Annotated in this window: 29 protein-coding genes; 19 read left to right on the top strand and 10 right to left on the bottom strand. The window is 68.7% G+C overall.

Features of this window, described 5'->3' with window-relative positions; genetic code table 11:
* The first annotated feature begins 162 nt into the window (after positions 1-162).
* The 3 genes from AB0N61_RS08725 to AB0N61_RS08715 all read left to right on the top strand — a co-directional run bounded on the left by AB0N61_RS08725 (position 163) and on the right by AB0N61_RS08715 (position 3889).
* A complete protein-coding gene (locus tag AB0N61_RS08725) occupies positions 163-1047 on the top strand; it encodes a phospholipase (RefSeq protein ID WP_167946598.1) in 885 nt (294 codons plus the stop codon).
* Positions 1048-1220: 173 nt separating this feature from the next.
* The gene (gene glsA, locus AB0N61_RS08720) at positions 1221-2228 is read left to right on the top strand and encodes a glutaminase A (protein ID WP_363363229.1); all 1008 of its coding nucleotides are present in this window, start codon (positions 1221-1223) and stop codon (positions 2226-2228) included.
* Positions 2229-2257: 29 nt separating this feature from the next.
* Entirely contained in the window at positions 2258-3889 is a 1632-nt protein-coding gene (locus tag AB0N61_RS08715; RefSeq protein ID WP_167946602.1) for an MFS transporter, read from the top strand.
* A gap of 3 nt (positions 3890-3892) precedes the next feature.
* Here AB0N61_RS08715 and AB0N61_RS08710 read toward each other — a convergent pair whose 3' ends face one another.
* On the bottom strand, positions 3893-4441 hold the full coding sequence (locus AB0N61_RS08710; RefSeq protein ID WP_363363226.1) for a helix-turn-helix domain-containing protein: 549 nt from the start codon (positions 4439-4441) through the stop codon (positions 3893-3895).
* Positions 4442-4552: 111 nt separating this feature from the next.
* On the opposite strand from AB0N61_RS08710, the gene AB0N61_RS08705 reads away from it, so the two are divergent.
* The 7 genes from AB0N61_RS08705 to AB0N61_RS08675 all read left to right on the top strand — a co-directional run bounded on the left by AB0N61_RS08705 (position 4553) and on the right by AB0N61_RS08675 (position 9473).
* The gene (locus AB0N61_RS08705; RefSeq protein ID WP_363364216.1) at positions 4553-5263 is read left to right on the top strand and encodes an AzlC family ABC transporter permease; all 711 of its coding nucleotides are present in this window, start codon (positions 4553-4555) and stop codon (positions 5261-5263) included.
* Positions 5260-5574 carry an AzlD domain-containing protein gene (locus tag AB0N61_RS08700; protein WP_167946606.1) on the top strand — a complete coding sequence of 105 codons (315 nt, stop codon included), beginning with the start codon at positions 5260-5262 and terminating at the stop codon, positions 5572-5574. The genes AB0N61_RS08705 and AB0N61_RS08700 overlap by 4 nt, the downstream gene beginning before the upstream one ends.
* 35 nt (positions 5575-5609) lie before the next feature.
* Entirely contained in the window at positions 5610-6080 is a 471-nt protein-coding gene (locus AB0N61_RS08695) for a histidinol dehydrogenase (protein ID WP_363363224.1), read from the top strand.
* Positions 6081-6089: 9 nt separating this feature from the next.
* Positions 6090-6410 (top strand): ferredoxin, encoded by a 321-nt coding sequence (fdxA, locus tag AB0N61_RS08690; RefSeq protein ID WP_042542002.1) that lies wholly within the window; start codon positions 6090-6092, stop codon positions 6408-6410.
* 3 nt (positions 6411-6413) lie between these two features.
* Positions 6414-7526, top strand: a complete 1113-nt coding sequence (gene dapC, locus AB0N61_RS08685; RefSeq protein ID WP_363363222.1) for a succinyldiaminopimelate transaminase — start codon at positions 6414-6416, stop codon at positions 7524-7526.
* A gap of 168 nt (positions 7527-7694) precedes the next feature.
* Positions 7695-8990, top strand: coding sequence for a citrate synthase (locus AB0N61_RS08680; RefSeq protein WP_167946610.1), 1296 nt, complete (start codon positions 7695-7697; stop codon positions 8988-8990).
* Positions 8991-9002: 12 nt separating this feature from the next.
* Positions 9003-9473, top strand: a complete 471-nt coding sequence (locus AB0N61_RS08675; protein WP_363363220.1) for an SRPBCC family protein — start codon at positions 9003-9005, stop codon at positions 9471-9473.
* A 101-nt stretch (positions 9474-9574) separates the two neighbouring features.
* On the opposite strand, the gene AB0N61_RS08670 is transcribed toward AB0N61_RS08675, so the two are convergent.
* Both AB0N61_RS08670 and dapD read right to left on the bottom strand, forming a co-directional pair.
* Positions 9575-10972 (bottom strand): DEAD/DEAH box helicase, encoded by a 1398-nt coding sequence (locus AB0N61_RS08670; RefSeq protein WP_363363217.1) that lies wholly within the window; start codon positions 10970-10972, stop codon positions 9575-9577.
* 227 nt (positions 10973-11199) lie between these two features.
* Positions 11200-12153: a 2,3,4,5-tetrahydropyridine-2,6-dicarboxylate N-succinyltransferase gene (gene dapD, locus AB0N61_RS08665; protein ID WP_363363216.1), complete on the bottom strand. Its 954-nt coding sequence runs from the start codon at positions 12151-12153 to the stop codon at positions 11200-11202.
* Positions 12154-12218: 65 nt separating this feature from the next.
* Here dapD and dapE point away from each other — a divergent pair, with 65 nt between their 5' ends.
* From dapE to AB0N61_RS08650, 3 genes are all read left to right on the top strand, one after another.
* Complete coding sequence (gene dapE / locus AB0N61_RS08660; RefSeq protein WP_363363215.1) at positions 12219-13292, top strand: succinyl-diaminopimelate desuccinylase; 1074 nt, start codon at positions 12219-12221, stop codon at positions 13290-13292.
* Complete coding sequence (locus AB0N61_RS08655) at positions 13274-14491, top strand: hypothetical protein (RefSeq protein ID WP_363363214.1); 1218 nt, start codon at positions 13274-13276, stop codon at positions 14489-14491. Before dapE ends, AB0N61_RS08655 begins: the two co-directional genes overlap by 19 nt.
* A gap of 95 nt (positions 14492-14586) precedes the next feature.
* A complete protein-coding gene (locus AB0N61_RS08650) occupies positions 14587-14760 on the top strand; it encodes a DUF3117 domain-containing protein (protein WP_017203323.1) in 174 nt (57 codons plus the stop codon).
* A gap of 91 nt (positions 14761-14851) precedes the next feature.
* Here the strand turns inward: AB0N61_RS08650 and AB0N61_RS08645 are convergent, their stop codons facing one another.
* Positions 14852-15487 (bottom strand): class I SAM-dependent methyltransferase, encoded by a 636-nt coding sequence (locus AB0N61_RS08645; protein WP_167946621.1) that lies wholly within the window; start codon positions 15485-15487, stop codon positions 14852-14854.
* Between the two features lie 89 nt (positions 15488-15576).
* Here AB0N61_RS08645 and AB0N61_RS08640 point away from each other — a divergent pair, with 89 nt between their 5' ends.
* Positions 15577-15963 carry a Sec-independent protein translocase TatB gene (locus AB0N61_RS08640; RefSeq protein WP_363363212.1) on the top strand — a complete coding sequence of 129 codons (387 nt, stop codon included), beginning with the start codon at positions 15577-15579 and terminating at the stop codon, positions 15961-15963.
* A gap of 40 nt (positions 15964-16003) precedes the next feature.
* Here AB0N61_RS08640 and AB0N61_RS08635 read toward each other — a convergent pair whose 3' ends face one another.
* The 4 genes from AB0N61_RS08635 to AB0N61_RS08620 are packed head-to-tail and all read right to left on the bottom strand — an operon-like array spanning position 16004 to position 19412.
* Positions 16004-16477 (bottom strand): YcxB family protein, encoded by a 474-nt coding sequence (locus AB0N61_RS08635; RefSeq protein ID WP_363363210.1) that lies wholly within the window; start codon positions 16475-16477, stop codon positions 16004-16006.
* Positions 16478-16486: 9 nt separating this feature from the next.
* Positions 16487-17605 (bottom strand): Mrp/NBP35 family ATP-binding protein, encoded by a 1119-nt coding sequence (locus AB0N61_RS08630; protein ID WP_363363208.1) that lies wholly within the window; start codon positions 17603-17605, stop codon positions 16487-16489.
* Positions 17602-18147, bottom strand: a complete 546-nt coding sequence (locus tag AB0N61_RS08625; protein WP_167946625.1) for a DUF1003 domain-containing protein — start codon at positions 18145-18147, stop codon at positions 17602-17604. The genes AB0N61_RS08630 and AB0N61_RS08625 overlap by 4 nt, the downstream gene beginning before the upstream one ends.
* A complete protein-coding gene (locus tag AB0N61_RS08620) occupies positions 18147-19412 on the bottom strand; it encodes a CBS domain-containing protein (protein WP_167946626.1) in 1266 nt (421 codons plus the stop codon). The genes AB0N61_RS08625 and AB0N61_RS08620 overlap by 1 nt, the downstream gene beginning before the upstream one ends.
* A 100-nt stretch (positions 19413-19512) precedes the next feature.
* On the opposite strand from AB0N61_RS08620, the gene AB0N61_RS08615 reads away from it, so the two are divergent.
* The 4 genes from AB0N61_RS08615 to AB0N61_RS08600 all read left to right on the top strand — a co-directional run bounded on the left by AB0N61_RS08615 (position 19513) and on the right by AB0N61_RS08600 (position 22164).
* Entirely contained in the window at positions 19513-20304 is a 792-nt protein-coding gene (locus AB0N61_RS08615) for a general stress protein (RefSeq protein ID WP_363363205.1), read from the top strand.
* A gap of 44 nt (positions 20305-20348) precedes the next feature.
* Positions 20349-21020: a DUF4870 domain-containing protein gene (locus AB0N61_RS08610; RefSeq protein ID WP_363363202.1), complete on the top strand. Its 672-nt coding sequence runs from the start codon at positions 20349-20351 to the stop codon at positions 21018-21020.
* Positions 21020-21670, top strand: a complete 651-nt coding sequence (locus AB0N61_RS08605) for an alpha/beta family hydrolase (protein WP_363363201.1) — start codon at positions 21020-21022, stop codon at positions 21668-21670. The genes AB0N61_RS08610 and AB0N61_RS08605 overlap by 1 nt, the downstream gene beginning before the upstream one ends.
* Positions 21671-21738: 68 nt before the next feature.
* The gene (locus tag AB0N61_RS08600) at positions 21739-22164 is read left to right on the top strand and encodes a VOC family protein (protein WP_363363198.1); all 426 of its coding nucleotides are present in this window, start codon (positions 21739-21741) and stop codon (positions 22162-22164) included.
* 68 nt (positions 22165-22232) lie between these two features.
* Here the strand turns inward: AB0N61_RS08600 and AB0N61_RS08595 are convergent, their stop codons facing one another.
* On the bottom strand, positions 22233-23654 hold the full coding sequence (locus AB0N61_RS08595) for an aminopeptidase P family protein (protein ID WP_363363196.1): 1422 nt from the start codon (positions 23652-23654) through the stop codon (positions 22233-22235).
* A gap of 37 nt (positions 23655-23691) precedes the next feature.
* Complete coding sequence (locus AB0N61_RS08590; RefSeq protein WP_363363194.1) at positions 23692-24711, bottom strand: endonuclease/exonuclease/phosphatase family protein; 1020 nt, start codon at positions 24709-24711, stop codon at positions 23692-23694.
* A gap of 88 nt (positions 24712-24799) precedes the next feature.
* Here AB0N61_RS08590 and AB0N61_RS08585 point away from each other — a divergent pair, with 88 nt between their 5' ends.
* Entirely contained in the window at positions 24800-25675 is an 876-nt protein-coding gene (locus AB0N61_RS08585) for a PHP domain-containing protein (protein WP_363363192.1), read from the top strand.
* Positions 25676-25821 lie beyond the last annotated feature (146 nt).

Below are 25821 nucleotides of genomic sequence, written 5' to 3'. Positions count from 1 at the left end.
ATCGACTGAAAGAAGGGCCCTGCACCGCCGAAATGGCCGGTGCAGGGCCCTTTTCTCATGAAGCGCACAGGCGACCCGTTGCAGAATCGTTACCTTGCGCCTGGGGCGATCTCCCGATGAGTGTCCCGATACGGGCGTACGACGACCCGAAAGTCGAAACCCATGCTTCACACCACCCGTGCGCTTCGGCGCGCCCACGCGGCGGCGTCGGCACGCAACGCGATCACCGCCCGCCGCCCGAAACTGATTCTCGGAACGATCACCGGAGGCGTGCTCGGCCTCGCCCTGACCGCCGGCATCGTGTCTGCCCCTGCAGCCGGAGCCGAGCTGCCCGACGCCGTCGCAGGCGTCACCTCGTTCGCCACCGGCGAGAACGATGCCCCGGCGAAGATCGCGGACGATTCGGCACTCACGATGGTCGCCGCGCAGGATGCCGTAGCGGCGGCAGAGACTCTGAACGCAGAGGTCGCGGCATCGGGCCTCGATCTCGGCCCCGCGCCCGCTGCGGTGAACACCGCTGACGTGACAGCGTGGGTGGGGCAGCTCGCCGACCGTGACGACTTCTCGAACAGGGAGCTCACGAGCCTGACGGCCTACGCCGTCACCGGAACGGACGAGATCGTCGAAGAGACGGCGGCGCTGCAGGCATCCTATGCTGCGGCCCAGGAGGCGAAGGCGGCGGCGGACGCGGCTGCGGCGCAGGCGGCGGCAGAGGCCGCGGCGCTCGCTCAGACGAACACCGTGGACGGGGCGAAGGCCGCGGCTCGCGACATCGCCTCGAGCGAGTACGGCTGGGGTGAGGACCAGTTCTCCTGCCTGAACTCGCTGTGGACCAAGGAATCCGGGTGGAACTACAAGGCGTACAACGCCTCGGGTGGCGCGACGGGGATCCCGCAGGCACTGCCCGGCAGCAAGATGGCGTCGGCCGGCTCCGACTGGCAGACCAACGCCGCGACGCAGATCCGCTGGGGCCTCGGATACATCTCATCGGTGTACGGCACGCCCTGCAGCGCGTGGGGACACTCCCAGTCGGTGAACTGGTACTGAGCCGGCGCACTCCAGAGCCACCCACCCGAGACCCACCCCCGCACCGTGCGGGGGTGGGTCTCGGTGTGTCAGACGCGTGCAGAAACAGGCACTGGACGCTCTAGGCACCGGGTGCGTCTTGGCACTACGGTGAGCGAAGACGGCTGGGGGGTCGTGGACTCGGAGGAGAACGCATGGACGTCGCGGCGCTTGCAGGCATACCCCAGCAGGTTTCGACGGGAAGGCTGCCGGGTTGGGACCGGGTCGAGCAGCTCGTGCGTGACGCTCATCGCCTGTACGCGCAGGACCGCAGCGGAGCGGTCGCCGACTACATCCCGGTGCTCGCCGAGGTCGACCCCGAGCTGTTCGGTCTCGCCGTCATCGAGGTCGACGGCGGCCTGCACGACGCCGGTGATGCGCAGCATCCGTTCTCGATCCAATCGATCTCGAAGATGTTCGTCTACGCCTTGGCGATCCAGGAGCACGGTCACGAGCGGGTGCGCGACATCGTCGGCGTCAACAACACCGGCCTCGCGTTCAACTCGCTGATGGCGCTCGAACTGAACGCCGGGCACCCGATGAATCCGATGGTCAACGCCGGTGCGATCGCGACGACGGCCCTGATGCCGGGCCAGACGGCCGTCGAGCAGTGGGAGCGCGTCCGCGAGGGGCTGTCGGCCTTCGCCGGCCGCCCGCTGAGCCTCGACGGCGTGGTGTACGCCTCCGAAGCCGCGACGAACGAGCGCAACCGCGCGATGGGCTGGCTGCTCCGCAGCTACGGACGGCTGATCGGCGACCCCGATGAGATCGTGGACGTGTACACCCGGCAGTGCGCCCTCAGCGTCACAGCCCACGACCTGGCGGTGATGGGAGCCACGCTCGCCGACGGCGGTGTCAATCCGATCACGGGCGAGCGTGTCGTCTCGGCGGACGTCTGCCGCGACACCCTCGCCGTGGTGGCGTCGACCGGCCTGTACGAGGCGTCGGGGGAGTGGCTGTTCGAGATCGGTCTGCCCGCGAAGTCGGGCGTGGCCGGCGGGATCGTCGCGGTCGCTCCCGGCAAGGGCGCCGTCGCGGGATTCTCCCCGCGTCTCGACCCCGCGGGCAACTCGGTGCGCTCCCAGCTCGCGATCGGACACCTCTCGCGTGCACTCGGCCTGAACCTGTTCGCGTCCGCCCCCGCCGCTCGACCGACGGAATGACCCGCCCACCCCGCTCAGAGGACACTGCCATGACACACACCGCCCCGGCGTCCACGAAGACCTCCTGGATGCCGCTCGTCAGTCTCTTCCTCGCGCAGGTGCTCATGTCGTTCAACGTGGCCGCTCTGCCGATCTCCCTCGGTGGCATGGTGAGCGACTTCGGCGTGCCGCCGACGGTGGCCAGCACCACCATCGTGATGTACGGGCTCGCCGTGGCCGCGCTCGTGATGACCGGCGCGAAGCTCGGTCAGCGCATCGGCTGGGTGCTCATCTTCCGGATCGTGATCGGCCTGTTCGCGGCGTCGTCGGTGCTGATGATCGTCTCCCCGAGCGTGGGCTGGGCCATCGCGGGACAGGCGGTCGCCGGCGCGGCCGCGGCGATCATCGTCCCCTCGATCGTGGCGCTGATCGCCGAGAACTATCGAGGTGCCCAGCAAGCGACGGCGATCGGGGCGATCGGTTCCGCCCGAGCCATCTCGGGAGTCACGGCGTTCCTCATCGGGGGCACCCTGGGAACCCTGGTCGGCTGGCGGCCGATGTTCTTCATCGTGTTCGGCATCGCCGTGGTCGTCTTCGCGTTCAGCTTCACGCTGCGTGGTGATCGTGGTGACGCGTCGATCCGTATCGACCTCGTGGCGTCCCTCCTCATCGGCGCGGCCATCGTGCTTCTCACCCTCGGCTTCAACAACCTCAACGGGTGGGGTGCGGTGGCTGCGACCGATGCCGCTCCCTTCAACATCCTCGGGCTCTCACCGGCGCCCGTCTTCGTCGTCGTCGGGATCGTGCTCGGCCAGTGCTTCTTCGTCTGGACCCGGCGGCGGATGTCCGAGGGCAAGGTGCCCCTGATCGATCTCCGCATCGTGGACTCGTCGAAAGAGCGCGCGGCCGTGTATGCGATGTTCATCGTCGTCGCGCTCGAGGCGTGCGTGAACTTCACGATCCCGCTCTACATCCAGATCGTTCAGGGGAGAACACCGTTCGATACGTCGCTTGCGATGATGCCGTTCAACCTGACGGTCTTCATCACCGCGACACTCGTGGTGCGGTTCTACAAGCGGTATCCGCCCCGCGTCATCGGAGTCTTCGGATTCATCCTGACCACGGTCGCGCTGGTCTGGCTGTCCTTCGTCGTCAACAACAACTGGGAGACGCTTCCGACGATCCTCGGGCTGGTCGTGTTCGGCATCGGCCAGGGCGCCCTCGTGACCCTTGTGTTCAACGTGCTCGTCACCGCGGCGCCCGCCGAGCTCGCCGGCGATGTCGGTTCGCTGCGCGGCACCACGCAGAACCTCGCCTCCGCGGTCGGGACGGCTCTGGCCGGCGCCCTTCTCGTCTCGCTCCTCGGGCTCAATATCGGCCGCGCGGTCGTCGAGCACCCCGAGCTCCCGCCGTCGCTCGTCGCACAGGTCGACATGGACAACCTGAACTTCATCAGCAACGACGACCTGCGCGCGGCCCTCGAGCAGACGGATGCGACCCCCGAGCAGATCGACGCGGCCGTAGCCCTCAACGAGGAATCGCGCCTGGGAACGTTGCGGCTCGGTCTGCTGCTGCTCGCGGGACTCAGCGCCGTGGCGATCCTGCCCGCGTCCCGCCTGCCGAAGTACAAGCCGGAGGAGATTCCCGACCCGTCGCCGGTCTCGGGGTCCGCGCCGGAGTGAGACTCAGCGCAGTTCGGATATGAGAACGGCGCTGGTCCCCGGGACGGTTGCCTCGAACACGTGGGGCGCGTCTCCCGCATACGACAGGTAGTCGCCGGGGTTCAGCAGCACGGGGGCGTCGTTCGGGCCGATCCGAGCCTGACCGGAGATGAGGATCACGTGCTCGGTGGTCCCCGTGTGGTGAGGGTCCGAGCGTCGAGGATCGCCGGGTTCCGCCTGGATCAGGTAGACATCGCGACGGGCGCCCGGCGGACTGGCAGACAGCAGGGTGGCGTTGTATACCGCCGCCGACGACGGTACTCCGGCGAGGTCATCAGCGCGGATGAGGGTCGGTGCGTTGCTCTGCTGATCGACCAGGACGGCGAACGGCACCCCGAGAGCGACTCCGAGCGCCCAGAGGGTCTCGACGCTGGGGTTCCCTGACCCGGATTCGAGCTGAGAGACCGTCGCCTTCGAGATCCCCGCCTGACGCGCGAGCTCCGACACGGACACGCCGACACGTTCCCGCTCCTTGCGCAGGGTGCGGGCGATGCGGGTCTTGAGATCCTCCATGTGTTCATCATGTCAAACGATCGTTCGCTTGACTATCCTCCCGGTCGTGTTCAGAATGATGATCATGTGTTCATTGCAGCGAACGAGCGCGAGGTGAGCGCTGAGCGCGAGGTGAGCGCTGAGCGCGAGGTCTGGCGGGAAGCACTCGGGGTCGTCCTCGCGACGAGCGCCTACGGCGTGTCGTTCGGCGCTCTCGCCGTGGCATCCGGACTCGACGTCTGGCAGACCTGCGTGCTGAGCCTTCTGATGTTCACGGGCGGGTCCCAGTTCGCCTTCGTCGGCGTGTTCGCCGCTGGGGGAGTGGCGGCACTGCCGTCGGCGATCGCGTCGGCCGCGCTCCTGGGCGTGCGCAACGTCGCGTACGGCATGCGCATGTCGCCTGTCGTCGGAACGACCATCGGACGTCGGGTCGCGGCAGCGCACTTCACGATCGACGAGTCGACCGCCGTGGCCATCTCGCAGCGGGATCCGCGCCTGAGGCGGGTCGGCTTCTGGGTCACCGGGATCGGCATCTTCATCGGCTGGAACATCACGACACTGATCGGAGCGCTCGTCGGCGACGTGCTCGGCGACCCGAAGGCGTGGGGGCTGGACGCTGCGGCCGCGGCGGCGTTCCTCGCGCTGCTGTGGCCGCGTCTGAAGGAGCGTCAGGCGATAGTGGTCGGTGTGGCTGCTGCGGTGGTGGCGGCTGCACTCACGCCGTTCATCATGCCGGGACTGCCCGTACTGGTGGCGGCCCTCGTCGCGATCCTCGTGGGCTGGTTCAACTGGCTCGGGCGGGTCGATGACTCCGTTCCCGGCGGTGGGGAGGGCGCGCGATGAGCATCTGGAGCGCGATCCTGCTCGCCGCGGTGATCTGTCTGGCGTTGAAGGCCGCGGGATACCTCGTGCCGCCGGCGGTGCTCGAGGCGCCGCGCCCTGCGCGCATCTCCGACCTGCTCACCGTGGCGCTGCTCGCCGCGCTCGTCGCCGTGCAGGCTCTCGGAGACGGGCAAGCCGTGGTCGTCGATGCGCGGGTTCCTGCGCTGCTCGTCGCGGCGGGGCTCCTCTGGCTGCGTCAGTCGTTCCTCGTCGTGGTGGTCGCGGCCGCCGTCGTCGCAGCGCTCCTGCGCCTGTCCGGACTCGCATCCTGAGCGCGCCGGCGCAGGGGCACGCGTAGGATCGACTCGTGCGTATCGGATGGATCTCCCGGGTGCTCTCCTGGATCGCCGCGGCCCTCGTCGGCGGCGTGTTCGGCGTCGCGGGGACGATCGGTCACAGCCTGATGTGGGGGCCGGTGCCCGTGGGGCTCATCGTGGGAGGGATCGCGTGCGGCGCGATCCTCGTCGCGATCCGCGCACTCACCCACGATCGCGGCGCCACTCTCGCCGCGGGGCTGGGCATGCTCGGGATGCTGGTCTTGATCTCCGGCGTCGGGCCCGGCGGCTCAGTGGTGGTGGAGGACACGCTCAGTGGTCGTATCTGGACCTACCTCGTCGCAGGACTCGTGCTCCTCGTCGTCGCCTGGCCGTCCTTCTCGCGCGTTCCTGCTCGCACCGAGGCGAAGTCGTCGGATGCGCCGAGCGCGGTACCGGTCGCCGACGAGTCGTCCTCCCGTCGTGAGACCGTCCTGGGCGAGCGGACCGGCCGCGAGTCGTAGACTGGAGGGGTGACGTATGTGATCGCCCTCCCGTGCGTCGATGTCAAGGATCGCGCCTGCATCGACGAGTGCCCCGTTGACTGTATCTACGAGGGCGAACGCTCGCTGTACATCCACCCCGACGAGTGCGTCGACTGCGGTGCCTGCGAGCCGGTGTGCCCCGTCGAGGCGATCTACTACGAAGACGACCTGCCCGACGAGTGGCAGGACTACTACAAGGCCAACGTCGAGTTCTTCGACGAGGTGGGCTCCCCGGGCGGTGCGGCCAAGGTCGGCGTCATCGCTCACGATCACCCCATCATCGCCGCGCTCCCGCCCCAGGGCGAGTAGCCCGTGAGTGTTCGGGATCTCGCCGACTATCCGTGGGATGCGGTCTTCCCCTACCGCCAGCGTGCCGCGCGTCATCCAGAGGGGATCGTCGACCTGTCGGTCGGATCACCCGTCGACCCGACACCCGAGCTGATCCGGCGAGCCCTGTCGGAGGCGACGGATGCGCACGCCTACCCGCAGACCGTCGGCACTCCCGCCCTCCGCGAGGCGATCGTGGCCTGGTACGCGCGCCGCAGGGGAGTGGCCGACCTGACCGTCGACAACGTCCTGCCCACGATCGGCTCGAAGGAGCTCGTCGCCCTGCTGCCGACGCTGCTCGGTCTGGGCGAGGGCGACATCGTCGTCCATCCCCGGATCGCCTATCCGACCTATGAAGTGGGCGCCCGTGTCGTCGGCGCGACCCCGCTGCCGGCCGATGATCCGGCGGAGTGGCCGGAAGGCACCAAGCTCATCTGGATCAACACGCCGGGGAACCCGGACGGCCGCACCTGGACGGTCGAGGAACTGGCGGCTGCGGTCGTGCGCGCTCGAGAGCTGGGGGCGGTGCTCGCCAGCGACGAGTGCTACGCCGAGCTGGGCTGGGACGGACGCTGGGCCACTGAGCCGATCCCCTCGATCCTCGACCCGCGAGTGACCGGCGGCAGCAGGGCGAACCTGCTCAGCGTGTACTCGCTGAGCAAGCAGTCGAATCTCGCCGGCTACCGCGCGGCCTTCGTCGCGGGATGCGCGCGCATCGTCGGTGAGCTGCTCACCGCCCGCAAGCACCTGGGGCTGATGCCGCCCGAGCCTGTGCAGCACGCGATGGCCGTGGCGCTGGGCGACGACGAGCACGTCGCCGCGCAGAAGGAGCTCTATCGCGCGCGGCGCGAGATGCTGCGGCCTGCGCTCGAGGCGGCGGGTTTCCGGATCCACGGCTCGGAAGCGGGGCTCTACCTGTGGGCGACAGAGGGGCAGGATGCCTGGGCGAGCATCGAGCGTCTCGCCGACCTCGGCATCCTCGCAGGCCCCGGCCCGTTCTACGGCGACTTCTCGACGCAGCACGTGAGGCTGGCTCTGACGGCGCCCTCCGAGAGGATCGCCGAGGGCGCGCGACGCCTGCTCGACCAGGCTGTGTAGGTTCTGGCCTCAGATCGGTAGTTCTTTTGTCGGTTGTCACAGTAGGCCTGTGCGCCTACTAGGCTGTAAAGGCGATTCGGTCGTGTATCGATGATCTCGAACAGACCTGGTGCACAGCGCCGTGACATCGCCACATCCGACTTGATGAAGATCCATGAGGAGGCCCGCGTGAGTGCAGCGGCAGAGCAGCAGCCGACGGCGAAGCTGACGATCGGCGAGACGACCGCTGAGTTCCCACTCGTCCGCGGCACGGCCGGTGCCGACAGCATCGACTTCTCGACGCTGACGCGTCAGACGGGCTACACGGGGCTCGACTACGGCTTCGTCAACACCGCGTCGACGAAGTCCGCGATCACGTTCATCGACGGCGACAAGGGCATTCTGCGCTACCGCGGGTATCCGATCGAGCAGCTGGCCGGGTCGACGAGCTATCTCGAGGTCGCCTGGCTCCTCATCTACGGAGAGCTTCCCTCCGCCGCGGAGCTCGCCGAGTTCGACGAGAAGATCCGTCGTCACACCCTGCTGCACGAAGACCTCAAGCGCTTCTTCTCCGCTCTTCCGCACACCGCGCACCCCATGTCGGTGCTGTCGTCTGCGGTTGCGGCACTCTCGACGTATTACGAGGGCCAGACCGACCCGCACAACCCTGAGCACGTCGAGCTCAACATGATCCGGATGCTCGCCAAGCTGCCGGTCATCGCCGCATACGCGCACAAGAAGAGCATCGGCCAGGCGTTCCTCTACCCCGACAACTCCCTCGGCTTCGTCGAGAACTTCCTCAAGCTCAACTTCGGTGTGCACTCCGAGGAGTACGAGGTCAATCCGGTCATGTCGAAGGCTCTCGAGCTGCTGCTGATCCTCCACGAGGACCACGAGCAGAACGCGTCCACGTCGACCGTGCGTCTGGTCGGCTCGACCGGCGCGAATCAGTTCGCCTCGATCTCGGCGGGCATCCAGGCGCTCTCGGGCCCGCTGCACGGTGGTGCGAACGAGGCCGTGCTCACCATGCTCGGGCAGATCCGTGATTCGGGTCAGAGCGTGTCGCGCTTCGTCGAGCGGGTGAAGAACAAGGAAGAGGGCGTGAAGCTGATGGGCTTCGGGCACCGGGTCTACAAGAACTACGACCCCCGTGCAAAGCTCGTCAAGGAGGCGGCCGGCGAGGTGCTCGCCGAGCTGGGCGTCACCGATCCGCTGCTCGACCTCGCCCAGGAACTCGAAGAGATCGCTCTCGCCGACGACTACTTCAAGGAGCGTCGTCTCTACCCGAACGTCGACTTCTACACCGGCGTGATCTACAAGGCGATGGGCTTCCCCACGCGCATGTTCACCGTGCTGTTCGCGATCGGCCGTCTGCCGGGGTGGCTCGCGCAGTGGCGCGAGCTGCAGCTCGACCCGCAGACCAAGATCGGTCGCCCGCAGCAGCTCTACACAGGATCTCCTGAGCGAACCTTCCAGACCCGCTGAGCCGGACTCGCGATGCCTGTCGTGAGTGCGGAGGCCATCGTGCCGGTCGATCCGGCGACGGCATTCGCGGTCTCGCAGACGACGGGAGCGATCCGACGCCGCTGGGATCCCTTCATCAGCGAACAGCATTTCCTTGACGGCGCCGCCGTCGCCGCGAAGGACGTGCGGACGTTCACGCGCCAGCGCTTCGGGTTCTCGATGGTGAGCCGCTACGTGTCGTACGCTCCGCCGCGCAACGTCGGCATGGTCATGGAGACCGGCCCATGGTTCTTCACCAAACTCGGCGGTGGATGGCGGTTCACCGAGGCGCCTGAGGGAACCCTCGCTGTGTGGAAGTACAACTTCTCGTGCCGGCCGGCCTGGCTCGCACCGATCGCCGAGTGGGTCGGTGTGCGGGTTCTCGGATTCGAGATCCGTCGTCGGATCTCCGGCTTCGCGCGCGGGTGCTCCGACCCGCAGGTGCTGGCAGCCGTTCGTCGGTGACGACGCGCGTATTCGCCCCTCGATCGGACCGCTAGGTCTCGGGACGACAGAGGCGGGTGCCCGATGCCTGAGCATCGGCGCACCCGCCTGTCAGAATGACGTCAGCGGCCCTGTGACCCGCGACCTCGGCCGCCCTGTCCACCGGAGCGAGATCCGCCCTGGCCGCCCTGTCGGCTGCCGGCCGCCGCGCCCTGGCCACCCTGGCCTGAGCGGGGACGACGGCTGCGCCGCGAGGGCGGGGTGGTGGCCGAGTTGCGCTCGCCACCGGCGGGGCGCTGCTTCGACGGCTGACGCTGCTGCTGCGGCTGAACCGGAGCCGGACGAACGTGCGGTGCACGCTCGGGCACGAGCTCGCTCACGGCGTCCGAGGTGACCGGCTCGAGCGCGGCGGTGATCGACGCCTTGCGCAGGAGGTCCTTCACATCACGCCGCTGCTCGGGGAGGACGACCGTGACGACCGTGCCGGCGGCTCCTGCGCGAGCGGTACGGCCGGAGCGGTGAAGATATGCCTTGTGCTCCATGGGCGGGTCGACATGCACGACGAGGTCGACGCTGTCGACGTGCACGCCACGAGCCGCGACGTCGGTCGCGACGAGGACGCGCACGCCTCCGTCGGCGGGGTCGGACGAGAATGCGCTGAGGTTGCGCTCGCGCGCGTTCTGCGAGAGGTTCCCGTGCAGATCGACAGCAGGGATGCCCGCCGCCGTCAGCTGCTTCGCGAGCTTCTTCGCCTGATGCTTGGTGCGGGTGAAGAGGATGCGGCGACCGGTTCCCGACGCGAGGTCGCGCACGAGCGTGGTCTTGTTGTCGGTCGAATCGACGACGAGCACGCGGTGCGTCATCTCGCCGACGGGCACGCTCTCTTCGTCGACCTCATGGCTCACGGCGTTCGAGAGGAAGCGGCGGGCCAGGGTGTCGATGCCGCGGTCCAGCGTGGCGCTGAACAGCAGGCGCTGTCCGCCGGCCGGCGTGGCGGTGAGGATGCGGGTGACGCCGGGCAGGAAGCCGAGATCAGCCATGTGATCGGCCTCGTCGAGCACGGTCACCTCGATGGAGTCGAGCTGGACGACCCGCTGCTTCATCAGGTCTTCGAGGCGGCCGGGGCACGCGACGACGATGTCGACGCCGCTGCGCATGGCCTGCTCCTGGGGGCGCTGGCTGACGCCGCCGAACACGGTGGTGACGCGCAGGCCCGTCGCCTCGGCCAGGGGAGCGATGGTCGCGGCGATCTGGGTCGCGAGCTCACGGGTCGGGGCGAGGACGAGTCCGCGGGGGTGTCCGGGGCGGCTCTTGCGCGTCGAGGCGGCGAGGCGGGCGACGAGGGGGAGCGCGAACGCGATCGTCTTGCCGCTGCCGGTGCGGCCGCGGCCGAGGAGGTCGCGTCCGCCGAGGGAGTCGGGAAGCGTGTCGCGCTGAATCGCGAACGCCTCGGTCTTGCCGTCCTTCGCGAGGACGGCGGCGAGGTCGGCGGGCACGCCGAGATCGAGGAAGGAAGTCATGAGGTATCTCCGGGAAATGCACGCTCGAGCCCAGGGGCCGGGTGCAGAAGGTGGGCGACGGCGCGGGATCGCGCATCGTTTCGCCGTTCGAAATGGCCAGAACCAGGCAAGTGGCGCGGGAGTGTGTCGACGACGCAGACGTCTCGCTGTGCGGGTGGCGTCACGTCGACACTATCACGCGGGTTCGGGACGAGGCTGGGAGCGCGCGCCTTCCGCGAGTCGCGGGGTCAGGCGTGGAGCGCGTCGTTGAGCGTCACGCCGACACCGGCGCGCTCCACGGCTTCGACCGCGCCGCTGAGAGAGTTGCGGCGGATCAGCAGTCCGTCGCGTCCCGACAGCTCGGCACCCTTGACGGTCTTCCTGCCGCCGTCGGCGGTCGCCGGGCCGTCGGCGAGGACGATCTTCGTGCCGGCGGTCACATAGAGCCCGGCCTCGACGACGCAGTCGTCCCCGAGTGAGATGCCGATGCCTGCATTGGCTCCCAGCAGGGTGCGGGCTCCGATGGAGACGCGGTGGGAGCCGCCGCCGGAGAGCGTGCCCATGATCGACGAGCCGCCGCCGATGTCGCTGCCGTCGCCCACGACGACGCCCTGAGAGATGCGTCCCTCCACCATCGAGGCGCCCAGCGTGCCGGCGTTGAAGTTCACGAAGCCCTCGTGCATGACCGTCGTGCCGGGGGAGAGGTGCGCACCGAGGCGAACGCGGGAGGCATCTGCGATGCGCACGCCGGCGGGCTGGACGTAGTCGGTGAGCCGGGGGAACTTGTCGAGTCCCTGGACCTGGATCCCTGCACGCTGGAGCGCCGGGCGCAGCCGCTCGGCATCGCCGGGGTGCATCGGACCTGCGTTCGTCCACGCCACGTTCGGCAGGTGGGCGAAGATGCCGTCGAGGTTGAGCTCGTTCGGTCGCACCAGGAGGTGCGACAGCGCGTGCAGTCGCAGATAGGCGTCGGGGGTCGAGGTCGGCGCATCGTCGAGATCGATGTGCAGATGCACGACCTCGATCGTGACGTTGCGGCGCTCGTCGGCGACGGCGAAGCCTTCGAGCGCGGAGGCTGCCGCTGCTGCGTCGGCCTCGCTCGGCTCGACGGCCGTCACCTCGGGGAACCAGGCATCCAGCACGGTGCCGTCGCCGGCGATCGTCGACAGTCCAGTACCCCACACGGTGCGCGCCTCAGTCATACCCCCACGCTATCGCGACCGAAGACCGGGGATGGTCCAGATGTCAGGGTAAGTAGGCTGGGGGGATGATGCTCGATCTGACCGCGTCCTCCGTCGAACTGACCCGTGCGATCTGCGACATCCCGAGCGTCTCCGGCGACGAGACGGCACTCGCGGATGCCATCGAGCACGCGATCTCGGCGTATCCGCACCTCGAGGTGATCCGCCATGGCAACACGATCGTCGCGCGCACCGACCTCGGGCGAGCGCAGCGGGTGGCGATCGCCGGACACATCGACACCGTGCCGATCAATGAGAACGTGCCGACCAGGGACATCGAGATCGATGGTGCCGCGTATCTGTGGGGTCGAGGCACAGTGGACATGAAGAGCGGCGCCGCGGTGCAGCTGAAGCTCGCCGCCGAGCTGGCAGAGCCCTCGGTCGACATCACGTGGATGTGGTACGACAACGAAGAGGTGGAGGCCTCGAAGAACGGACTCGGCCTTCTCGCCGCGGTGCGGCCCGATCTCTTCCAGGCGGACTTCGCGATCCTCGGCGAGCCGTCCAACGGGGAGGTCGAGGGGGGCTGCAACGGCACGATGCGCGCGATCGTGCGCACCACCGGCGTGCGCGCGCATGCGGCACGGGCCTGGATCGGTGAGAACGCCATCCATCGGGCTGCGCCGATCCTTGCTCGTCTTGCCGAGTACCGCGCACGAGAGATAGCCGTCGACGGGCTGCTCTATCGGGAGAGCATGAGCGCCGTGCGCATCACCGGAGGCGTCGCGGGCAACGTGATTCCCGATGCGTGCGAGGTCGAGGTGAACTACCGGTTCGCTCCGAGCAAGTCCGCAGCGGACGCGGAAGCGCATATCCGCAACCTCCTCGCCGGCTTCGACGTCGAGATCACGGACGCTGCCGAAGGTGCGCGGCCCGGCCTCGACGCACCGATCGCTCGTGACTTCGTGGCTGCAGTCGGTGCCGAGCCGCGCCCGAAGTACGGCTGGACCGACGTCGCGCGGTTCTCCGCACTCGGCATCCCCGCCGTGAACTACGGACCGGGAGATCCGCACCTCGCGCACCATGACGAGGAGCGAGTCCCGCTCGCGCAGATCGACGCCGTGGAGCGAGGGCTGCGCGCATGGCTCAGCTCGCGCTGACCGCCACTCGTCGGTGGGCGGCAGCTCCGCTGGCGCTGCGGGTGGCACTGATCTACCTCGCCGCCCGGGCCGTGACGACGGCGATGATGATCGTGGCGGCGACGCAGTCGACGTCTCTGTCGAGATTCGGCGCGGAGCCGAGCCTCGCCGACTTCATCGTCGGGTGGGATGCGCAGTGGTACTGGCTCGTCGCCGAAGAGGGGTACCCCTCGGATCTGCCGCTGACCGATTCCGGCGAGGTCGCAGAGAACGCCTGGGCGTTCATGCCGGTGTTCGCCTTCGCCGCCAAGACGATCGGGTTCGTGTTCGGGTCATGGGGGATGGGCGCCTTCCTGCTGTCGTTCGTGGCCGGATATCTGGCGTGTCTCGCGCTGCACCGACTCCTCCGCGATCGAATCGGGGCGGGCGCCGCGATGTGGTCGGTGGTGTTCTTCGCCTCCGGCCCGATCGCGGCGATGTTCCAGGTCGGATACGCCGAGACGCTGTTCCTTCTGCTGCTCTTCCTGGCGCTCGATGCCACGGTGCGGCGGAACTACGTATGGCTGTATCTGCTCATCCCCGTCATGGCGTTCACGAGGCCGGGCATACTCGCGTTCGCCCTCTATCTCGGTCTGCACGGCATCCTTCGGTGGTGGTATCGCAAAGAGGACCCGCTCATGCCGCGGGAGATCGTGCACATCGTGGCGCTCGGCGCGCTCGCGACGGTCGCGGGCTTCTCGTGGCAGGTCATCGCGGGGATCGTCACCGGCGATCCCGGCGCGTATCTGGCGACCGAGCTGTCGTGGCGTCGCAACTGGCTCGTCGGTGGCGTCGACGGATTCGTGCCGTTCGAAGGATGGGTCCAGGCATCCCAGTTCTGGTTCGGACAGTGGGGTCTGCCCGGCGGATGGGGGCCGGTCGCACTCGCGCTCCTGGTCGTCGCGGCGGGCGCGGCCCTGCTCTACGTGCCGCAGGTGCGTGCGCTGGGTCCTGACCTTCGACTCTGGAGCGCGAGCTATCTCCTCTATCTGCTCGCCGTGTTCTTCCCTCAGTCGAGCACCTTCCGGCTGCTGCTGCCGTTGAGCCCGGTGTGGGGAGCGCTGGCCGTACCTCGCTCGCGCGTCTGGCGGACCGGCGTGCTGGCTGTGTGCCTGATCGGTCAGTGGCTCTGGATCCACAACATCTACGCCCTGGGCAACACCTTCTGGCAGGTTCCGTGAATGTTAAGGCTTGATGCATTTTTCATAGGGGACATCCAGGTTCCGGTAACACCCGATAAACTGATCGCATACCACCGGAGGAAAAGGAGCCCACGATGGCAGCGATGAAGCCGAGGACCGGAGACGGACCCATGGAGGCCGTGAAAGAAGGGCGACTCATCATCGTGCGCGTCCCGCTCGAAGGCGGCGGCCGTTTGGTCGTCTCCGTGAACGACGCAGAGGCCAAGGAGCTTCACGACGTGCTGGCAGCCGTCGTGGCGCCCGCCTGATCGAACTCGGATCCGCGCACGCGGATTCACGAAGAGGGCGACGGATCATCGATCCGTCGCCCTCTTCCGTGTGTCTGCGACGGCGACCGGGTCAGATCTCGCCGACGCTGATCAGCTGCAGCAGGCCTTCGCCGGAGGCCGAGACGGTCGCGAGCACCGCGGATGACTCCTGCGTCTCCTGCACGAGCGAGCGATAGGCGGCGGTGACCTCATCGCGCTGCACCGGATCAGCGACCCGGCCGCCCCCCAGGATGCGGGGTACGAGAACCATTCCCCCTCTGCGCACGAGGCGCAGCCCGTGTTCGACGTAGGCGATCACGTTCTCGGGATCGGCGTCGACCAGCACGATGTCATACGACGCCTCGTTCATACGCGGCAGCACATCGGCTGCCCGACCTGTGATGAAACGAGCCTTGGTCGCGGGGACGCGTGCGTCGTGGAACGCCTGGCGCGCGGCGGCGAGGTGCTCGGGCTCGTTGTCGATCGAGGTCAGCACCGCCTGCGGCGCCCCCCGAAGCAGCCAGAGGCCCGAGACTCCCGCGCCCGTCCCGATCTCGACGATCGACTTGGCGCCGGTCGCCGCCGCCAAGACGGCGATCTGCGAGCCGACGGCCGCGCTGATCGGCGACGCGCCGAGCTCGATGGCGTGCGCACGAGCGCGGGCGATCGGCGACGGCTCCGCGATGGACTCGCGGATGAAACGTGCATTCGCATCGTTCTCGCTCATTGCCTGATTCTCCCGACTGACATATGTGTTCTCCCAGGGTATGTGCTCGGCGCGCGGCACAACGGCAGGCGCGGCGGTAGCCTGGACAGATGCAGTTCGGGATCACCTTCGAGAAGCTGCTGCTCATCGGTCTGATCGCTGTGCTGCTCGTCGGACCGGAGCGGCTGCCCCGCTACGCCGAGAGCGTCGCCAAGCTCGCTCGGCGTGCCGGCGAGTTCCTTCGCGACACTAAATCGCGCGTCCGCGACGAGATGGGCCCCGAGATCGACGATGTCGACTGGCGCAAGCTCGATCCACGGCAGTACGACCCCCGGCGCATCATCCGCGACGCGCTCTTCGAAGACGACACCGCGCCGGCCACCGCCCGCGCGGAGGCAGTCGTGGCCGAGCCGGCAGTGAAACCGGTGCGGACGCCGAGGGTGCGGCCCGAGTTCTCGGTCGCGAGCCCTCCACCGTACGATCCCGAAGCGACGTGATACCGACGCCCCGACCTCGGATCTACGGGAGTCGACGGGCTCAGCCGATTCGTGCGCGCAGGGTCGCGAGATCGTCGTCTGTCAACAGCGTCCGCGGGATCGCTGTGATCGCTGACGTGCCGGTCAGCTTCAGCAGTACGGCGTCAGCGCCCACACGGAGGCTCTGGAAGGTGCTGTAGTCGATGTCCGACGAGCGGCTCCCGGCGCCGATGTGCAGGGCGCTCTCTCCGAGCCGCACCCAGACGAGGGTTCCGGGCGGAGTCGCCGAGCGCACCGCGCGTCGTGCTCCGACGATGGTCATGACCACGGCATAGACCATCAGACCGATGCTCGCGACGGGGAGCAGTCCCGACAGCCCCGGATCGCCCCTGTCTGCGCTCAGGTTCAGGATGCTCAACGCGAGCGCGGCGACGAGGGCGATCCACATCACGATCGCCGCAGGACGGGTGAGCGCATAGACCGCTGCGTCACGGGCCATCCCTCGCAGCAGCCGCTCATCGACGGTGACGGTCATCAGGGCGTCCTATCCGAGCGTCATGGGGAGCGAACGGCCGGCGAGTCCGCGTCCCTGGCCGGCGAGGGCGCGGGCGAGGTCGCGAATCGCCGCCGCTGCGGGATCAGCGCCGTCGCTGAGGACGATCGGGACACCCTCGTCGCCTCCGGTGCGCAGGGCAGGACTGAGTGGAATCGAGGCGAGCAGAGGGACGGACTGCGTCTCGGACAGCGCCTGTGCGACCGCCGCGCCTCCGCCTGAGCCGAACAGGTCGATCACGGTGCCGTCCGGCAGGGTGAACGCGCCCATGTTCTCGATCACGCCGATCACCCGCTGCCCGGTCTGCCGGGCCACCAGCCCGCTGCGGATCGCCACGTCGGATGCGGCCGCCTGCGGCGTCGTGACGACCAGCACCTCGGCGTGCGGCAGCAGCTGCCCGATGGAGATCGCGATGTCGCCGGTGCCGGGAGGCATGTCGATCAGCAGGATGTCGAGGTCGCCGAAGAACACGTCGGTCAGGAACTGCTGCACTGTGCGGTGCAGCATCGGTCCTCGCCAGGCCACCACGGCCTCGCCGTCGCGCAGGAACATGCCGATCGAGACGGCCTTCACGCCGTGGGCGACGGGCGGGAGCATGAGGTCGTCGATGCGCGTGGGCTGCGTTCCTGCGGGGATGCCGAGGAGCCCGGGGATCGAGAAGCCGTGCACGTCTGCGTCGACGAGGCCCACGGCGAGCCCCTGGGAGGCGAGCGCGACCGCGAGGTTCGCCGTCACGGTGGACTTTCCGACCCCGCCCTTGCCGCTGGAGACGAGGATCACCCGGGTGAGTGACTCCGGACCGAAGGGCATCTGACGCGGCGGTCGGCCATCGCGCAGCTTCTCGGTGAGCGCTCTGCGCTCGGTCGGCGTCATGACGCCGACCTCCACATCCACCTCTGTGATCCCCGGCACCGAAGCGGCGGCGGCGCGGACATCGGACTCGATGCGAGCGGCCGCAGGACAGCCGACGATCGTGAGGACGATGCCGACATGCGCGCGTGATCCCTCGACGTCGATCTCCTTGACCATGTCGAGATCACCGATCGGGCGGCGCAGCTCGGGATCTGTGACCGCCGCGACGGCCGCGCGCACGGAATCGGTCGAGCTCATGACGACGCGGTGCGGCCGCGAGCGCGTCGTTCGGCCTGGTCGTCGTCGTGCTCACCGAGCTCCGCGAGCAGCGACTTCAGCTCCTGCCGAAGAACGTCGCGAGTCACGACCTGGTTGTTGCGCTCCTCGAGAGACATCCGCAGCGCGACGATCTCGCGGGCGAGGTACTCCGTGTCTGCGAGGTTGCGCTCGGCCCGCTGGCGATCCTGCTCGATCTGCACGCGGTCGCGGTCATCCTGACGGTTCTGCGCGAGAAGGATCAGGGGGGCCGCATACGACGCCTGCAGCGAGAGCATCAGTGTGAGAGCCGTGAAGCCGAGCGCCGCGTCGTCGAAGCGCAGATGCTCGGGCAGCAGCGTGTTCCAGCAGATCCAGAGCACGCAGAACAGCGTGAGGATGAGCAGGAACGCGGGGGTGCCCATGGCACGCGCGACCCACTCGGTGAACCGGCCGAACCGGTCACGCGATGTCGAGCGCTGGCGAGAGGTGCCGCGGCCCAAGGGGGCGTCGAGCCGGGGCGAGCGGGAGCGGGAGCGGGGCATCAGCGCACCTCCTTGGAGACCGTCGGCTCGTCGCTGTCGTGCGTGCGCCAGTCGTCGGGCAGCAGATAGTCGAGGACGTCGTCGATGCTGATCGCGCCGACCAGACGATGGGCCGAATCGATCACCGGAAGTGAGACGAGGTCGTAGCTCGCCAGCATCCTGGCCACCTCGGCGGCGGATGCGGTGACGCGCACGGGGTCGAGGCTGTCATCCATGATCGCGCCGAGACGCTCGTGAGGCGGGTAGCGCAGCATCCGTTGGAAGTGCACCATGCCGAGCAGTCGTCCGGTCGGCGTCTCGAACGGCGGCAGGGTGACGAACACCGCAGCCGCGAGCGCGGGGTGCAGCTCGTGGCGCCGGATGAGGGCCAGGGCTTCAGCCACCGTCGCATCGGCTGACAGGATGATCGGTTCCGGCGTCATGAGCCCGCCGGCCGTGTCGGCCCCATAGCGGAGCAGCATCCTGACGTCTTCGGCCTCCTCCGGCTCCATCAGCTCGAGCAGCTGCTCGAGTCGATTCGGCGGAAGCTGCGCGAGGAGGTCCGCAGCGTCATCCGGCTCCATCTGATCGAGGATGTCGGCGGCGCGCTCGTCGCCGAGGCGATCGAGGATGTGCACCTGCTCGTCCTCGGGCATCTCTTCCAGAGCATCGGCGAGACGATCGTCCGAGAGCTCCTCGGCGACCTCGATCATGCGCTGCTGAGGCAGGTCGAGCAGCGTGTTCGCGAGGTCGGCGGCGTGGAGCTCCGAATATGACGCGACCAGCTGCTCGGCCGACTGCGACTCGCCGGGCGAGTGCTGCTCGGTGACTTCGCTCCAGGCCGCGAATGTGGTCGGTCCCTTCGCGAAGGGAGAGGCGCTGGTCTTGGGCCGCCGGAGGAAGAGCTGACTGATCGCCCATTCGCCGATGCGGTTCGGCTCGATGGCGACGTCTTCGATCACGGCGGTGCCGCTGCCGTCGACGAGGCTCACCCGACGGCCGAGGAGTTCGGCGAGGATGCGCACCTCGCCCGCTCTGGGCGAGAATCGGCGCACATTGATGAGGCCTGTGCTGATCACCTGGCCGGCGCGAATCGATGTCACGCGTCCGATGGAGAGGAAGACCTGTCTGCGTCCGGGGATCTCGACGACGAGGCCGATGACACGGGGAGCACCCGTACTTCGGTACACGATGACGACATCACGGACTTTGCCGAGCCGGTCGCCCACGGGGTCGAAGACGGCGCAGCCAGCAAGGCGCGCGGCGAATACCCGTTGTGTGCTCACTCGTCCAGCGTAGTCGCCGGGGTCAGTCGCCGGCCCCCGGCGGCACCGCGGCACGACACACTCCCCGCCCTGTCATCACACGACATGGAACAATGGCGGGATGAGCATGCTGAACCGTCCAGCTGACAGCCGCGATGAGGGCGAGATCGTCGCTTCCACCCGCGATTACGAAGGCGCCCAGAAGACGGTGTCGAAACTGATCGCGCAGGAGGTGCCTGCCCGCGACATCGCGATCATCGGACAGAGCGTCCGAACGGTCGAGCGCATCACGGGTCGCCTCGGTTACGCCGCCGCCGCGCGATCCGGAGCGATCAACGGGGTGCTCATCGGCCTCTTCCTCTCCGCGATCCTCGTGATCGGCAACCCCGAGGTGCCGATGCAGTTGTTCGTCGGGTTCGTCTTCATCGGCGTCGCCCTCGGGATGCTCCTGAGTCTTGTCACATATGCGATCGTGCGCCGACGCCGCGACTTCGCGAGCGTCACGCAGTTCGCCGCCGACCACTACGAGGTCCGAGTCCAGGCCGCTTCACTCGCGAAGGCGCGCCTCGCTCTGGGTGCGGCCAAGCCCGCCCCGGCGCGTGCGCCGGTCGACCTCGACGAGCCGCCGAGGTACGGCGAGCGCATCGCGCCCGGAGCCCCCGTGCCGACCGGACAGCCGACCACCACGACCCAGCCGACCCCCGAGGAGCCGACTCCCGGCGCAGAGCCGACCCCGGGGAACGAGCCGACGCCGCCTCTCGGGGGCGGGGAGGCCCCGCCGGCAGAGCCTGTGGTGCCGCCGCGGCCCGCCGATCCCGAGCCGCCGTCCCGACCGGCGGATCCGGAGCCGCCGTCGACCGACGGTCCCGGCGCCGGTGGAGGCCTTCCGCCGAAGTCGGTGGAGCCCGCGTGATGTCCGACGCGCCGCGGGATCCGTACACACCGCCCCTGCCCCCCGTGCCGCCTCTCCCGGACGCACAGGAGTCCCCGGCACCGGCTCCGCCGCCGACCTCCTACGCGCCCCCGCCTGCGGCACGCGGCTCCGAGCCGGACGCCTACGCTCCGCCGCAGGCACCCGGCTATGCTCCGCCGCAGGCACCCGGCTATGCTCCGCCGCAGGCACCCGGCTACGCGTCGCCGCAGGCGCCCGGCTACGCACCGCAGCAGCCTGCGGGCTATGCGCCACCGGCGTATCCCGCGCAGGGGTACCCCGTCGGCGCCTACCCGGTCGCCGTGCCACCGCGCGGTCTGCTTCCGTGGGCCTTGGGCCTCCTGATCCTGATCCCGTTCCCGTTCGTCGGCGGACTCGCGTCAGGGCTCGCCATGGCTCTCAGCGGCGGGACCTCTCGCCGATACGGAGGGGTCGCGCGGGAGAACGCCCGAGCGGCGCTGAACTGGGGGCTCACCTACCTGCTGGTCTCGACCGTTCTCCTGATCACGCACTTCGTGCTGCTGTTCGCGCTGACCTCCGATTCGCCGGCCTCCGGCTTCTATCCGCTCGGCATCCCCATCACGCTCTATTTCGCCCTCTCGGTGCTGCACCTCGTCCTTGTGGTCGTCGGCATGGTGCGTGCATCGAGCGGCAAGGTCGTGCGGGTGCCGTTCGCGATCCCTTATCTGCGCGCCTGATGATCGAGGTCCCTGTCGAGCTGCCGTCCGGGCAGACCGTGGTCTCAGCGGACTGGGCACCCGGGAAGAAAGGTGCGACGGTCGTCATCGCGCATGGTGCGGGGGCAGGCAAGGATCATCCGTTCCTCACCGGATTCTCGGATGCGCTCGTGGAGCGGGGGTTCTCCACGCTGCGATTCAACTTCCCCTACATCGAGCAGGGTCGCAGGATGCCGGGGCCGGCGTCGCATGCGATCGCGACATGGAATGCAGTGGTGGCTTTCGCACGCCGACAGGATCCGCGAGCGACCATCTGGGCCACCGGCAAGTCCTACGGTGGTCGGATGGCCTCGATGGCCGTGGCCGAGGGGTTGGCGGTCGACGGTCTCGTCTATCTGGGGTACCCACTGCACGCTCCGGGCAGACCGGAGAAGCCGAGGGCCGAGCACCTGCCCGACGTCTCGGTCGCGCAGCTCTTCATCGAGGGCACGAACGATCCCTTCATCCAGCCGCTCGAGCAATTCGAGGACGTCGTGTCCACGTGCCAGAACGCCCGCGTCGTCTGGATCGAGGGCGGCGGTCACACGTTCGAGGTGAAGGGGCGCAAGCGACCGGCATCGGAGGTCGGCGCGTCGCTCGCGCCGATCGTCGCAGAGTTCGTCGGACCCTGACAGCATGGCAGCATGAGTGAAGTCTGGTCGGTCGAGCTCCGTACCGCCGTCTACCGGGGCCGTCAGTCGTGAAGGGACTGCACCACGTCGAGATCTGGGTGCCCGACCTCGATGAGGCGGTGCGCAGCTGGGGCTGGCTGCTGACGCGATTGGGCCTCGACCTCACGGGCGAGTGGCCGGACGGCCGCACGTGGGATTCCGGGAGCGCCTACGTGACGCTCACGACCTCGCCGAACCTGTCCGCCACCGCACACGATCGGCGTCGCGCGGGCATCAACCATCTCGCGTTCTGGGGTGGGACGCGCGCCGAGGTCGACTCCCTGCTCGCTGACGCGGACGCACACGGATGGCACCCGCTGTACCAGGAGCGGTATCCGTTCGCCGGCGGGCCCGACCACTACGCGGGATGGGTGGAGAACGCGCAGGGGTTCAAAGTCGAGATCGTCGCGGATCCGTCTGCCCCGGCGTCCGCGGATCTGAGAGCTGATAGCTGAAGGGCGGACGCGCGCGTCGCCACATGCATGAGGGCGAGTGCGAGCTCGCCCTCATGCATGCAGCGGGTTCAGCCCTGTACTCGAGCGATCCAGGCCTCGACCTCGTCCGCGGTGCGCGGGATGTCCGCCGAGAGGTTCACGGGGCCGTCCTCGGTCATGAGGATGTCGTCTTCGATCCGCACGCCGATGCCCCGGTACTCCTCGGGAACCGTCAGGTCATCGATCTGGAAGTAGAGCCCCGGTTCGATCGTGAAGACCATTCCCGGCGCGAGGATGCCGTCGTAGTACATCTCCCGACGCGCCTGGGCGCAGTCGTGCACGTCGATGCCCAGGTGGTGCGAGGTCCCGTGCACCATGTAGCGACGGTGCTGTCCTCCGGCATCCGCGTCGAGCGCCTCCTGTGCGGTCACGGGGAGCAGACCCCACTCGGCGACCCGGGCGGCGATCACACGCATGGCCGCCTCGTGGACCTCGCGGAAGCGCACGCCGACGCGAGCCGCGGCGAACGCGGCATCCGCGGCCTCGCGCACGGTCTCGTAGACGCGGCGCTGGACTTCGGTGAACGTGCCCGAGACGGGGAGCGTGCGCGTGATGTCCGCCGTGTAGAGGCTGTCCGCTTCGACGCCGGCATCGACGAGGATCAGATCTCCGGGAACCACGGTGCCGTCGTTGCGGGTCCAGTGCAGGTAGCAGGCATGGGGACCGGATGCAGCGATGGTGTCGTAGCCTTCGCCGTTGCCGTCCTCCCGCGCGCGGCGGTGGAAGACGCCCTCGACGACGCGCTCGCCGCGAGCGTGGGCGATCGCAGCCGGCAGCGAACGGATGACGTCGTCGAATCCCTGCGCGGTGATGTCCACCGCACGGCGCATCTCGGCGATCTCGTACTCGTCCTTGACGAGCCGCAGCTCCGAGACGAACCGGGTGAGATCGTCGTCCTCATCGAGCACGAGCGCGTCCTCGGCGGTCGAGAACCTCTCGAGGTGATCGGTCGCGATGCCGAGGTCGGCGGCGACGCCGGCGAGCGACGGGCGAGGACCGATCCAGAACTCTCCCACGGTCGCGTCCGCGTAGAACTCGGTCGTCGTGCGGTCGGCGCGCTCGCGGAAGTACAGTGTGACGTCATGTCCGCCGTCGGTGGGCTCGAACACGAGGATCGAGTCGGGCTCGGCATCCGAGGCCCACCCCGTGAGATGAGCGAAGGCCGAGTGCGCCCGGTAGGGGTAGTCCGTGTCATTGCTGCGCTGCTTGAGGGAGCCGGCGGGGATGACGAGGCGCTTGCCGGGGAAGGCGGCGGACACGGCGGCGCGGCGCACGGCAGCGAACGGCGCCTGAGCTCGCGGTGCGGGGATCGACTCCGGGCGCTCCGCCCATCCGGTCGAGATCGTGTCGAGGAACCCGCGGGGGAAGGGCTGCTTCCGGTTCGTCGTGGTGGTCTCGGCGGGAGTCTCGGTGGTGGGCTCTGCGATCGTGTCGCGCTCAGCGGTGCTCATCACTCCAGTCTGTCACCTGAGCGACAGTCACGGCATGTCAGCCTGCGGGTTCGAGCTGCACCACGAGACCGCGGTGGTCGCTTCCCGCGCCCCCGATCACGACGGACCCCGTCGGTGACCAACTCGGCGACGCCATCACGTGGTCGATCGGTGTGCTGAGCAGGGCGGGCAGCGAGCTCGGCCACGTGCCGCTGTAGCCGTTGCCCGATCGAGTCGCGGCATCTCGGCAGTAGCCCATGTCGCCGCCGTCGACGCCCAGCCCCGCCATATGATCCACCGTCGCGTTGAAGTCACCGGCGAGGATGAAGTTGCCCTCGGGACACTGGTCGGCGATCCAGCGCAGGTCGCTCTGCCACTGGGCCATGTCATCCATGCGGGGTGCGACGGCGTGCACGGCGACGATCGTCGGCCCCTCGCCGTCGACCGGCATCAGCACCGCGCTGGGCACCGAGCCGGTGTTGTTCGAGCCGTCCTCGGACGACTCGATCACGGAGTACTCGCCGAGGTCGGGGGAGACGAGGACGGTCGTGTGCCACGACTTCGGGCCGTCGACCACGTCGGGCTTGAACTGGACGTGGTGCACCCACATCGGGTGCTCCTGATCGCGCAGCAGCACGGCGATCTGCTCGCCCACCTCTTCCGTGGTCTCAGGCAGCGCGACGATGTCAGCGCCGCGCTCGAGGATCTGCGATGCGATCTCCTCAGCGGACACCGCGTCGCCCGCTGTGTTCCAGGTGAGCACCCGGACGCTCGAATCCGTGGCGGCGGGGAGCGTGTCCGCCCCGAACCCCCGCACGACGCCGATCGCTCCCGTCGCGCCGGCGCCGAGCAACGCGATGATCAGCACGGATGCCGCGAAGCCGCGCAACGGCTTCGCGAGCAGGAGCAGCAGCGACACAGCCGCGATGACGAGGAACGCCGCGAGGACCACGCCGCGGGCGGCCACGATCTGCGCGAACGGATAGGTCTGCTCGAGACGGAAGAACTGCGGCCACACGACGACGGCCGTCGTGATCGCGAGCAGCACGGTGACGAGGATCCCCAGTAGTCGAAACATCCCCTTCAGCCTAGAAGTCCTCTCTGTGAAGTCCCTAGAGCGACAGGCGCGCGCGACCGACGTCCACGGTCGTCGGTACGCTCGGAGGATGGCCACCGCTCGTTCCCGCCGTCTCGTCGGTCCGTCCGACCTGCACATGCACTCGAATCACTCGGACGGAACGGAGTCACCCGGCGAGGTCGTGCGCCAGGCGCATCGGTTCGGAGTGCGCACGATGGCGCTGACCGATCACGACCGGACCACGGGATGGGACGAGGCCGCCGCGGCGACGGCCGAGCTCGGGATGACCTTCATCCCCGGCATGGAGCTCTCGGCGAAGCACCAATGGCGCAGCGTCCACGTGCTCGGATACCTCTTCGATCCGTCCGACGACGCACTCGGCGCCGAGACCGATCGCATCAGGGGCGATCGGATCGGCCGTGCCGAGAGGATCGTGCGCAGCATCGGTCGCGACTACGACCTCGATTGGGATGACGTCCTCGCCCAGACCACCGTCGATGCGACAGTCGGTCGTCCGCATATCGCCGATGCCCTCGTCGCGCGGGGGATCGTCCGCGACCGCACCGAGGCATTCGACGGGATCCTGCACCCGAGGGAGGGCTATTACGAGCCCCACTACGCGCCTGACCCCTTGACGGCGGTGCGTCTCATCACCGACGCCGGAGGGGTGGCGATCATCGCGCACCCCGCGACGATCGGGCGCGATCAGATGATGCCGGTGCCGTTCATCGAGCAGCTCATCGCTGCGGGCCTTGGCGGATTCGAGATCGACCACCGGGAGAACACCGCGGCGGGCAAGAAGACACTGCACGCCATCGCCGCGAAGCACGATCTGATCGTCACCGGATCGAGCGACTACCACGGAACCGGAAAGCCCAACCTGCCGGGAGAGAACACGACATCCGACGACATGGTGGAGCGGCTCATCGAGCGCGCGAGCGGTGTTCCGCCGCGCTACGCCTGACATCGGGACTCGAGCGCCGGAGAGTCTCGCGGTGGGCGACAGCAGAGGGGCGGGGGGTTGGGGATAGCCCACCAGGCCGACGTGGTAGTGGGTGGTTAGTAGCTGTGGGGTGAGGTCGGCGCGGGGCGCGGCGGCGCCCCCCCCCG

Source organism: Microbacterium sp. NPDC089320 (genome assembly GCF_040684875.1).
In the GTDB taxonomy this organism is placed as follows: domain Bacteria; phylum Actinomycetota; class Actinomycetes; order Actinomycetales; family Microbacteriaceae; genus Microbacterium.
Note: the sequence above shows the minus strand (reverse complement) of the source record. Positions and strands in the feature narration are given on the sequence as shown.

Bases quoted from the DNA above. Each gene is read 5' to 3' on its own strand.
- AB0N61_RS08725 (WP_167946598.1), top strand. From the start codon at position 163: ATGCTTCACACCACCCGTGCGCTTCGGCGCGCCCACGCGGCGGCGTCG.
- glsA (WP_363363229.1), top strand. From the start codon at position 1,221: ATGGACGTCGCGGCGCTTGCAGGCATACCCCAGCAGGTTTCGACGGGA.
- AB0N61_RS08715 (WP_167946602.1), top strand. From the start codon at position 2,258: ATGACACACACCGCCCCGGCGTCCACGAAGACCTCCTGGATGCCGCTC.
- AB0N61_RS08710 (WP_363363226.1), bottom strand. From the start codon at position 4,441: ATGGAGGATCTCAAGACCCGCATCGCCCGCACCCTGCGCAAGGAGCGG.
- AB0N61_RS08700 (WP_167946606.1), top strand. From the start codon at position 5,260: ATGAGCATCTGGAGCGCGATCCTGCTCGCCGCGGTGATCTGTCTGGCG.
- AB0N61_RS08675 (WP_363363220.1), top strand. From the start codon at position 9,003: ATGCCTGTCGTGAGTGCGGAGGCCATCGTGCCGGTCGATCCGGCGACG.
- AB0N61_RS08670 (WP_363363217.1), bottom strand. From the start codon at position 10,972: ATGACTTCCTTCCTCGATCTCGGCGTGCCCGCCGACCTCGCCGCCGTC.
- dapD (WP_363363216.1), bottom strand. From the start codon at position 12,153: ATGACTGAGGCGCGCACCGTGTGGGGTACTGGACTGTCGACGATCGCC.
- dapE (WP_363363215.1), top strand. From the start codon at position 12,219: ATGATGCTCGATCTGACCGCGTCCTCCGTCGAACTGACCCGTGCGATC.
- AB0N61_RS08655 (WP_363363214.1), top strand. From the start codon at position 13,274: ATGGCTCAGCTCGCGCTGACCGCCACTCGTCGGTGGGCGGCAGCTCCG.
- AB0N61_RS08650 (WP_017203323.1), top strand. From the start codon at position 14,587: ATGGCAGCGATGAAGCCGAGGACCGGAGACGGACCCATGGAGGCCGTG.
- AB0N61_RS08645 (WP_167946621.1), bottom strand. From the start codon at position 15,487: ATGAGCGAGAACGATGCGAATGCACGTTTCATCCGCGAGTCCATCGCG.
- AB0N61_RS08640 (WP_363363212.1), top strand. From the start codon at position 15,577: ATGCAGTTCGGGATCACCTTCGAGAAGCTGCTGCTCATCGGTCTGATC.
- AB0N61_RS08635 (WP_363363210.1), bottom strand. From the start codon at position 16,477: ATGACCGTCACCGTCGATGAGCGGCTGCTGCGAGGGATGGCCCGTGAC.
- AB0N61_RS08630 (WP_363363208.1), bottom strand. From the start codon at position 17,605: ATGAGCTCGACCGATTCCGTGCGCGCGGCCGTCGCGGCGGTCACAGAT.
- AB0N61_RS08625 (WP_167946625.1), bottom strand. From the start codon at position 18,147: ATGCCCCGCTCCCGCTCCCGCTCGCCCCGGCTCGACGCCCCCTTGGGC.
- AB0N61_RS08615 (WP_363363205.1), top strand. From the start codon at position 19,513: ATGAGCATGCTGAACCGTCCAGCTGACAGCCGCGATGAGGGCGAGATC.
- AB0N61_RS08605 (WP_363363201.1), top strand. From the start codon at position 21,020: ATGATCGAGGTCCCTGTCGAGCTGCCGTCCGGGCAGACCGTGGTCTCA.
- AB0N61_RS08595 (WP_363363196.1), bottom strand. From the start codon at position 23,654: ATGAGCACCGCTGAGCGCGACACGATCGCAGAGCCCACCACCGAGACT.
- AB0N61_RS08590 (WP_363363194.1), bottom strand. From the start codon at position 24,711: ATGTTTCGACTACTGGGGATCCTCGTCACCGTGCTGCTCGCGATCACG.
- AB0N61_RS08585 (WP_363363192.1), top strand. From the start codon at position 24,800: ATGGCCACCGCTCGTTCCCGCCGTCTCGTCGGTCCGTCCGACCTGCAC.